This is a genomic window from Sphingomonas sp. AOB5, from assembly GCF_029433115.1.
In the GTDB taxonomy this organism is placed as follows: domain Bacteria; phylum Pseudomonadota; class Alphaproteobacteria; order Sphingomonadales; family Sphingomonadaceae; genus Sphingomonas.
Genome location: NZ_JARNTV010000097.1, coordinates 1 through 8,215, shown reverse-complemented (window position 1 = coordinate 8,215; position 8,215 = coordinate 1). Strand labels below are relative to the sequence as shown.

Genomic DNA, 8,215 nt, shown 5'->3' with positions numbered 1-8,215 from the left:
CCGGCAGCGGCGCATAGCCGCGCAGTGCTTCGCCAAGCCGGTCGGCCAGCGCCAGCCCTGCCTCCGGCCCGAACGCCATGCTGTGTGCGATGGCCCGGTTCAGTTCGACTACCGGCGAGGGCATCGTCTCGCGCAACCGGTCGTACAGCCCGGCGATCCGTACCCAGTCGGTATCCTCGGCCCGTCGCGCCCGCGCATGACAGGCCGCCAGCGCCGCCTGCAGCACATAGGGTCCACTACCGCCCAGCGCCTCGGCACGCGCCAGCGCGGCAAGGCCGCGGCGGATCGAAAGCTGGTCCCATCGCCCGCGATTCTGCTCGGTCAGCGGCACGAACGATCCGTCCGCCGCGGTGCGCGCCGCGAAGCGCGATGCCTGGATCTCCATCAGCGCGAGCAACCCGAACACTTCGGGATCGTCCGGCGCAAGTCCCGCCAGGATCCGCCCCAGCCTTTGTGCCTCGGCACACAGGCCCGGGCGGATCAGGTCATCGCCCGCGGTCGCGGCATAGCCTTCGTTGAAGATGAGGTAGATCACCCCCAGCACCGATGCGAGCCGCGCCTCGCGCTCCGCACCGCGCGGCACTTCGAACGCGAGACCCGCATTGCCGATGGTCTTCTTGGCGCGGACGATACGCTGGGCGATCGTCGCTTCGCTGGAGAGGAACGCGCGGGCAATCTCTTCGGTGGTCAGCCCGCCGATCAGCCGCAGCGTCAGCGCCGCGCGCGCCTCGGCGGAGAGCAAAGGGTGGCAGGCGGTGAAGATCAGCCCAAGCAGTTCGTCGCCGATATCGTCGTCCATCGCCGCTTCCAGCGCCTCGACGCTGCTGTCGCGCTCGTCCAGGTCGCGCCCGATCTCGGCATGTTTGCGCGTGCGCATCCGGTCATGACGAAATCCGTCGATCGCGCGCCTCTTGGCCGCGGCCATCAGCCAGGCGCCGGGCTTGTCCGGCACGCCGCGTCCGGGCCATTCGGCCAGCGCGATCACCAGCGCTTCCTGCGCCAGCTCCTCGGCCAGCCCGACATCGCGCACCATCCGCGCCAGCCCGGCGATCAGCCGGGGCTGTTCGATGCGGAACACCGCTTCGATCGCGCGATGGGTTTCGGTCGCCGCCATGCCCCCGTTGTGGCCATCGCCATTCACCCGGGCAAGCGGCGACCGAAAGGCTTATCCTTCCAGCTTCGCCCGCAGCGCCGCTTCCTTCTCGCGCAGCTCCGGCGTCGCGGCGTCGCCGAAATCCTCGATCTCATAGAGCGGGCGGATTTCGATATCGCTCGGCCCCATCATCGGATTGGGGCAGCGCTTCACCCACTCGACCGCCTCATCCATGTCGCGGACCTGCCACAACCAGTATCCGGCAACGAGTTCGCGCGCTTCCGCGAACGGCCCGTCGATCACGGTGCGGTTCGGCCCGTCGAACGCGACGCGCTTGCCCTTGGACGAAGGCTGGAGCCCGTCGCCCGCCAGCAGAATGCCGGCATTGGCCAGGTCCTCGTTGAACTTGTGCATCGCCTCGAACATCGGCGTCATGTCCTCGGCAGGCGGCAGGCCGGTTTCGCTGTCCTCGGTCGCCTTCACGAACACCATCACACGCATCGTCATTCTCCTCTGATCTTCGAAAGGCCGAAACGCCTTCCCGATCTCACGACGAACGAGCTTCCGCGGAATCGACACGCCCGCCAAATATTTTTCGCGCATCCGTGCCGAAACCCGGCCCGGCACCCTTCCGGGAAATACTTAGGACCTTCACGTAACGACAAGCGGCGGGGATTGCGGCAAATTCCGCCCCGGAAATGCTGATGACGACCGACTCTCCCGCCGCGCGCCAACGCATCCTGCTCGTCGAGGACGACGATGGGGTACGCCGTTCGACGCATCTGATGCTGCAGGCGCAGGGATTCGAGGTCCGTTCGTTCGCCAGCGCGGCCGCGCTCACCGCCGATCCGGCCATCGGCGAAGCGGCATGGCTGGTGGCCGATTACCGGCTGAGCGACAGCAACGGGCTGGAGGTGCTGGGGGCACTTCGCGCCTCGGGGTGGCAGGGCCGCGCGTTGCTGTTCACCGCCTTCTCGTCGGCCACGCTGCGCGATGCAGCGGAGGCTGCCGGGTTCGAGGCGGTTCTGGAAAAGCCGGTGCGGCCGCTCGAGCTGTCCGCCGCACTGGGCTGTCTAACGGGGGAAGGGACTCGCTGACCGGGGGGCTGGCGAGGGAATAGCGGCGGCCGGTCTTGTCTCCCGGCCGCCGCTACCCTTTATGTTATTGGTCTTTGTATTGGCGGGGATTGCACCACTGCGACCGCGACCACATCTGTGGCGCAGCCGTGGTCCTCGCGGCGTTCTCGACGTCGCGGAGCCTCCCCATGCGCTACAATACGCTCGGCCGCACCGGCCTTCTCGTTTCCGAACTCTGCCTCGGCACCATGACCTTCGGCGGCAGCGACGGCACCATGTGGGGCCATATCGGGCAGCTGCCGCAGGCCGAGGCCAATGCGCTGGTCAAGGCGTCGATCGATGCCGGCATCAACTTCATCGACACCGCCAACGTCTATTCCGAAGGCCGCTCGGAACTCATCCTCGGCCAGTCGCTCAAGTCGCTCGGCATTCCCCGCAACGAGGTGGTGATCGCCACCAAGGCGCTGGGCCGCATCCACCCCGGACCCAATGGCGCGGGCGCGTCGCGCGGCCATCTGCTCGCACAGGTCGAGGAGAGCCTGAAGCGGCTCCAGACCGATCATATCGATCTCTACCAGATCCATGGCTGGGACGCCGCGACGCCGATGGAGGAAACGCTCCACGCGCTCGACATCCTCGTCCGTCAGGGCAAAATCCGCTATGTCGGCCTCTCCAACTGGGCCGCGTGGCAGGTCGCCAAGGCGCAGGGCATCGCCGAGCGAAAGGGCTATTCGCCGATCGCTTCGCTGCAGAGCTACTACACCATCGCCGGTCGCGACCTGGAACGCGACGTGATCCCGATGCTCAAGTCCGAAGGCGTCGGACTGATGGTGTGGAGCCCGCTCGCGGGCGGCTTCCTGTCGGGCAAGTTCACCCGCGAAGGCGATGGCGAGGGCCGCCGCGCGGCGTTCGATTTCCCGCCGGTCAACAAGGACCGAGCCTATGACATCATCGACGTGCTGCGCGAGCAGGCAGCCGAGAAGGGCGCCTCGGTCGCCCAGCTCGCGCTCGCCTGGCTGCTCCACCAGCCTGCGGTGTCCAGCGTGATCATCGGCGCCAAGCGCCCCGATCAGCTCGCCGACAATCTCAAATCGGTCGATGTGAGCTTCACTGCCGAGGAACTCGCCCGGCTCGACGCCGCCAGCAAGCTGCCGCCCGAATATCCCGGCTGGATGATCGAGCGCCAGTCCGGCTATCGCGGCGGCCCCAGCCCGCGGCGCTGACCGCCCTTGCCCTGCCCCGGCGCGGCGTTATCCTGCCGCTCCGGGGGTCGGGGCATGTTGAGATTTCTGATTGCGATGCTGGCGCTGTTCGGCGCGGCCGGGCAGGCGCGCGCCGAGTGGCACCGCGTCGAGACGCCCGATTTCGTCCTTCAGGCGGAAATGCCCGAACCCAAGCTGCGCAGCCTCGCCGCGGAACTGGTGGCGTTCGATCGCGCACTTCGTCTCGTCACCGGGGTCACGGCACCGGTGGGAACGCAGCGGACCCGCATCCTGATCGGCGCGGATGTTCCATCCGTCATCGCAGCAACCAGGATCGAGGACTTCGATGGCAGCACGAGGCTGATCTCTCGGCTGTTCGACGTGATCCTGCTGGCGCGCTCCTATCCGGGGCTGGAACAGCCCTATGACCTGCGCAGCCTGTTGTTCCACCAATATGCGCATGCATTCATGCGCCGCCATCAATCCTATAATCAGCCCTTCTGGTTCATCGAGGGCTTTGCCAGCTATTTCCAGACCGCCCAGATCCTGCCCGACGGGATCGTCCGGCTGGGAGCGCGCCCCGCGGAGTTCGCCGATGCCGACATGGCCGCGACGCCGTTCGCCGAGCTGATGGCCTATCAGCCCGACCAGCAGGCTGACGATATCCCCGCGGGCCTCGACACCGGTGGCTGGCTGCTGACCCACCATTACTACGCCAAGGGCAAGCGCAGCGAGGAGATCGGGCGCTATATCCAGAGCGTGCGGGCCGGCCAGGCGGTCCCGCCGGTCAAGCAATTCTTCCAGGGCGGGTCCACCGGGCTGGATGCGGACATGGCGGCCTATCAGGCCGCGCCGCTGGCCACGCGCGACGTGACGATCGCCGCGGTCGATCCCGCCTCGCTGACGGTACGCCCGTCGCGTCCCGGCGAGGTGCTGCTGATCGAACTGCAATTCGCCCAGCTCGCGCTGCAGCAGGAAAACGGAGCGCTGGAAACCCAACCGGACGAGACACGAAGCAAGGCGATCACCGAACGGCTCGATGCACTGTTCGAAAGAGGTTTGGCCGGAGCTTCGACCCATCCCCAAGACACCGAGCTCGGCTATTATGTCGCGCGCTTCGCCTTGATGGCGCACAAGAGCAAGGAAGCCGATACGCTGGTGGACCGCCTGCTCCTGGCCGATCCCGACAATCCGGACTTTCTGGCGCTGAAGGGCGATATCCTGACCTATATCGCGCGCAACGAACAACCGCAGCGCTTCATGCCGCTGATCACCCGCAGCAGGACGCTGATCCGGCGCGCTCAGGCGATCGATCCCGGCAATCGACTCGCTGCGGCGGCGATGTATCGCAATATCTCTGCAGACCAGGGCGGCACGCCTGCTGCGCAACAGCTTCTGGCACGTGCAATCGCGCTCGATCCGACGAATTTCGACCTGCTGATCAGCGGTGTGGAACGCAGGATCAACAGCAACAACATGCGCGGCGCCATCGCGCTACTGCGGCCCCTGGCCAACGATCCGCACGACAATATCCTCCGCCGTGTCGCGCGGGCGATGATCCTCGATTTACGAAGCCGCCGCTTCCGATAGCGTCGCCCGGTCCACCCGCGCCGCAAAGCAGCCCCGCCGCGCATTGTGGACGTGGAGATAGGCCACCGCCGGATCGGCGAAGAAGCGATCGATCAGTCGCGCCAGTTCGACGCCCTCGATCACATCGGCATCGGTCATCATGTGCCGCCCGTCGAACGCCCGCACCGACAACAGGCGAGTCGCCAGCTGTTCGGGCACTTCGTCGGCGAACTCGGCTGTCGCCTCGGCACCTTCGCGCACGAAGATCGCATGGCGCGAGCGGTAGGGCGTCTCCTCCGGCAGATGCTCGTAATTGAGCAGCAACAGGCTCTCGCCCGCCTCGGCATCCTCCAGCGTCACCCGGCACGGATAGCCGGGCTTCGACGCGGCGTTCACCCGCACCACGCCATGCGCCGCGAGCGCGTCGTCGCTCAGGCCGAACAGATGCGCGAACCGTTCCTGCGGCAGGCCGGTGATGCGCCAGCTCATTCGCCTGCCCCTTCGCGCTTGAGCAGCACTCGCTTGCGATCCGGGCCATAGGCATAGCCGCCGACACCGCCGTCGGTCCGCGTGACGCGATGGCAGGGGATCAACACCGCGACATGGTTGCTGCCGCACGCGGTGCCGACCGCGCGAACCGCCTTCGGATTGCCCGCCGCGGCGGCAAGCTGGGCATAGCTGCGCGTCTCACCCTGGGGGATCGCGCGGAGGGCCTCCCACACGGCCTCCTGAAACGCGGTGCCCTGCACGTCGATCGGCAGGTCGAGATCGCGACCCGGGGTCTCAACTTCGCTCACCACCCGCGCGGCCAATGCCGCCAGCGCCGCGCCGCCCTGCACGATCTCCGCCGCCGGAAAGCGCCGGGCCAGCGCGAACTGATCCTCGTCGAACGCCACGCGGCACAGTCCCTTGTCGGTCGCCGCGATCAGCAGCGGGCCAAGGCTGGTCTCGGCCAGGGTCCAGCGGATCGTCACCCCTGCCCCGCCGCGCTTCCACGCGCTCGGGGTCATGCCCAGCCGTGCATTGGCGGTCTCGTAGAAACGGCTCGGCGCGGAGTAGCCGGCTTCGTAGATCGCCTCGGTCACGCTTTCGTCGCGACCCAGCGCCTCGGCCGCCCGCCGCGCCTTCAGCCCGCGGGCATAGGCCGCCGGGGTCACGCCGGTCGCGCGCTTGAACAGCCGGTGGAAATGATGCGGCGCATAGCCGACCTCCAGCGCCAGCGCTTCGAGATCGATCCCTTCCTCCGCCGCTTCGATCAGCGCGACGGCCCTGGCCACCGCCACCCGATCGCGGCCCACTTCGTCGGGCTTGCAGCGCATGCAGGCGCGGAACCCCGCCGCCCGCGCCGCTTCGGCATTGGGATAGAAAGCAACATTCTCGCGCTTCGGCCGCCGCGCGGGGCAGCTCGGCTTGCAATAAATGCCGGTGGTCAACACCGCGCCGATCACCCGCCCGTCAAAGGCCCGGTCGCGCGCTTCGAACGCCGCCCAGGCGGCATCGTCGGAAAGAGACTGCTGGTTGCTCATGGCACCGATATAGGCCCCGGCCTGCCGTCCCACATCCCGCGCTTTGCGTTCAAACCGAGCGCTGGAAACATAGCTGATAGCCGTCGGGATCGCGCAACCATATCTGCCGCATCCCATAGGGTGCATCCTTCGGTGGCGACACTTCCAGCCCGCGCGCACGCAGCGCCGCGTGGATCGCATCCACATCGTCGCAGCCGAAATACAGGCCAGTGTCCTGATGCGCCGCCTGCCGTGCCGCATCGCGCACCGGCGGCCGCTCGTTCGCGTCATAGGCGGTGTTGAGCATCAGTTCGGCCGGCCCCAGCCGCAACCGGCACCAGTGGAAATAGCGGCCCTCGGCCGCTTCGATCTCGGGCGAGGCGGCAACCACCTCGAACCCCAGCCCCTCGCAATAGAAGCGCACCGATGCGGTCATGTCGAAGACCTGGATCAGCGGACACATCCCGGTCACCTGCAACGCCATCGCCGCTTCTCCTCTTGCCGCAGCATCGCGCGGCACAGGAGAAGCGGCAAGCGGACTCAGGCTCGATCCGCCGCAAACCGGCCGGACCAGAGGTACAGGCCGGCCAGCGCGATCCAGGCGGCATGGGCACCATAGACCAGGATCGCTCCGCTAAGGTTCATCGACAACAGGCCCGACCAGAGGAACACCAACGGCACCACTGCGCCAAGGATGCCAAGCGTCGCCAGCCCGCGCGCCGCCCAGCCCGGATACCGGCAGATCTCGATCGACCACAGCAGGAACGCCGCGCCGCTCGCAGCGACACCCAGTTGCGCCAGCGCCTGATTGGCTTCCCAGGCAAACAGTCGCAGCTCGCGATTGGTGATCCCGTGCTCGTACAGGCCGGTCATCACAAAGCCATTGATCGTGCCCGCGCCGATCCCCCCGAACGCGCCGATCGCGTAGGCAACCAGCCCCGCCAGCGCCAGCGGACGATCCAGCCCGATCCCCCGCGCCAGATGCACGAAGCCGAACAGGGTCGCGCCGATCAGCGCGATCAGCGCACCGTGCACGAAACGCCCCAGCGCAACCGCATGGGAGCTCGACGGGTGGTGCCCCATCATCACCACGATCCCCAGCGCCGCCAGCACCAGCACACCGCCCGCTATCCTGTCCCCGTTCATCTCTTCCCTCCCGATTGTGCGTGAAGGCCGGGTGGTTGTACGCTGTGCCCCGACAGCGAAAGCACGATTCCGCGTTGCCGGACTCGGGCCGCGGAAAGTCCGGAGAATGGGCATGGAAGACAGGCAGGACCGCCGCATCGCCCGCACCCGGGCCGCGCTGATCGGCGCGTTCAACCATCTCGTGCTGCACCGGCGACAGCGCCATATCCGCGTGGCGGACATCGTTGCCGAAGCGAAGGTCGGCCGCTCGACCTTCTACGATCATTATTCCAGCGCGGACGACATCATGTTCGAAGCGCTGCGCCGTCCGCTGGCCACACTGGCCGATGCCGCCGCCGGGAATGGCAATCTCTCAGCCACCACCGGCCTGCTCACCCATTTCTGGGAGAACCGCGCCCGCGCCCGCGAAACCGCGTTCGGCCAGCTTGGCGAGCGCATGACCCGGTTGCTCGCTTCGATGGTCGAGGAACGGCTGGAGGGACGCGATCTCGCGATTCCGCTCCGCCTCGCCGCGCTTCAGCTTGCCGAAGCCGCGCTCGGGCCGATCCGCGGCTGGGTTCAGGCCGAGGCGCCCTGTTCGCCCGAAGCGCTCGCCGGCGCCATCGTCCGCGGCGGCGAGGCGAT

Annotated in this window: 8 protein-coding genes and 2 pseudogenes; 4 read left to right on the top strand and 6 right to left on the bottom strand. The window is 67.5% G+C overall.

The window, feature by feature from the left end; genetic code table 11:
- Both P1X14_RS21050 and P1X14_RS21045 read right to left on the bottom strand, forming a co-directional pair.
- Window positions 1–1,114, bottom strand: a 1,114-nt coding sequence (locus P1X14_RS21050; protein ID WP_277317386.1) for a DUF6596 domain-containing protein, incomplete at its 3' end; no start/stop codon positions are given.
- A 126-nt stretch (window positions 1,115–1,240) separates the two neighbouring features.
- A pseudogene (locus P1X14_RS21045) lies at window positions 1,241–1,594 on the bottom strand (YciI family protein); the annotation flags it as partial.
- Between the two features lie 203 nt (window positions 1,595–1,797).
- Between P1X14_RS21045 and P1X14_RS21040 the strand changes: the two are divergent.
- The 3 genes from P1X14_RS21040 to P1X14_RS21030 all read left to right on the top strand — a co-directional run bounded on the left by P1X14_RS21040 (window position 1,798) and on the right by P1X14_RS21030 (window position 4,961).
- Complete coding sequence (locus P1X14_RS21040; RefSeq protein ID WP_277317385.1) at window positions 1,798–2,190, top strand: response regulator; 393 nt, start codon at window positions 1,798–1,800, stop codon at window positions 2,188–2,190.
- A 167-nt stretch (window positions 2,191–2,357) separates the two neighbouring features.
- Entirely contained in the window at window positions 2,358–3,392 is a 1,035-nt protein-coding gene (locus tag P1X14_RS21035) for an aldo/keto reductase (protein ID WP_277317384.1), read from the top strand.
- Between the two features lie 54 nt (window positions 3,393–3,446).
- A complete protein-coding gene (locus P1X14_RS21030) occupies window positions 3,447–4,961 on the top strand; it encodes a hypothetical protein (protein WP_277317383.1) in 1,515 nt (504 codons plus the stop codon).
- Here P1X14_RS21030 and P1X14_RS21025 read toward each other — a convergent pair.
- The 4 genes from P1X14_RS21025 to P1X14_RS21010 are packed head-to-tail and all read right to left on the bottom strand — an operon-like array spanning window position 4,938 to window position 7,591.
- Window positions 4,938–5,429: a DUF1203 domain-containing protein gene (locus P1X14_RS21025; RefSeq protein WP_277317382.1), complete on the bottom strand. Its 492-nt coding sequence runs from the start codon at window positions 5,427–5,429 to the stop codon at window positions 4,938–4,940. The genes P1X14_RS21030 and P1X14_RS21025 overlap by 24 nt on opposite strands.
- Window positions 5,426–6,466 (bottom strand): bifunctional DNA-binding transcriptional regulator/O6-methylguanine-DNA methyltransferase Ada, encoded by a 1,041-nt coding sequence (ada, locus tag P1X14_RS21020; protein WP_277317381.1) that lies wholly within the window; start codon window positions 6,464–6,466, stop codon window positions 5,426–5,428. Before ada ends, P1X14_RS21025 begins: the two co-directional genes overlap by 4 nt.
- Window positions 6,467–6,515: 49 nt before the next feature.
- The gene (locus P1X14_RS21015) at window positions 6,516–6,929 is read right to left on the bottom strand and encodes a VOC family protein (protein ID WP_277317380.1); all 414 of its coding nucleotides are present in this window, start codon (window positions 6,927–6,929) and stop codon (window positions 6,516–6,518) included.
- Between the two features lie 56 nt (window positions 6,930–6,985).
- Window positions 6,986–7,591, bottom strand: coding sequence for a hypothetical protein (locus P1X14_RS21010; protein WP_277317379.1), 606 nt, complete (start codon window positions 7,589–7,591; stop codon window positions 6,986–6,988).
- A 112-nt stretch (window positions 7,592–7,703) separates the two neighbouring features.
- Between P1X14_RS21010 and P1X14_RS21005 the strand changes: the two are divergent.
- Window positions 7,704–8,215, top strand: a pseudogene (locus P1X14_RS21005) (hypothetical protein); the annotation flags it as partial.

What these genes read in the sequence shown, in the direction of transcription:
- P1X14_RS21040 (WP_277317385.1), top strand. Translation starts at nt 1,798, where the DNA reads ATGACGACCGACTCTCCCGCCGCGCGCCAACGCATCCTGCTCGTCGAG.
- P1X14_RS21035 (WP_277317384.1), top strand. Translation starts at nt 2,358, where the DNA reads ATGCGCTACAATACGCTCGGCCGCACCGGCCTTCTCGTTTCCGAACTC.
- P1X14_RS21030 (WP_277317383.1), top strand. Translation starts at nt 3,447, where the DNA reads ATGTTGAGATTTCTGATTGCGATGCTGGCGCTGTTCGGCGCGGCCGGG.
- P1X14_RS21025 (WP_277317382.1), bottom strand. Translation starts at nt 5,429, where the DNA reads ATGAGCTGGCGCATCACCGGCCTGCCGCAGGAACGGTTCGCGCATCTG.
- ada (WP_277317381.1), bottom strand. Translation starts at nt 6,466, where the DNA reads ATGAGCAACCAGCAGTCTCTTTCCGACGATGCCGCCTGGGCGGCGTTC.
- P1X14_RS21015 (WP_277317380.1), bottom strand. Translation starts at nt 6,929, where the DNA reads ATGGCGTTGCAGGTGACCGGGATGTGTCCGCTGATCCAGGTCTTCGAC.
- P1X14_RS21010 (WP_277317379.1), bottom strand. Translation starts at nt 7,591, where the DNA reads ATGAACGGGGACAGGATAGCGGGCGGTGTGCTGGTGCTGGCGGCGCTG.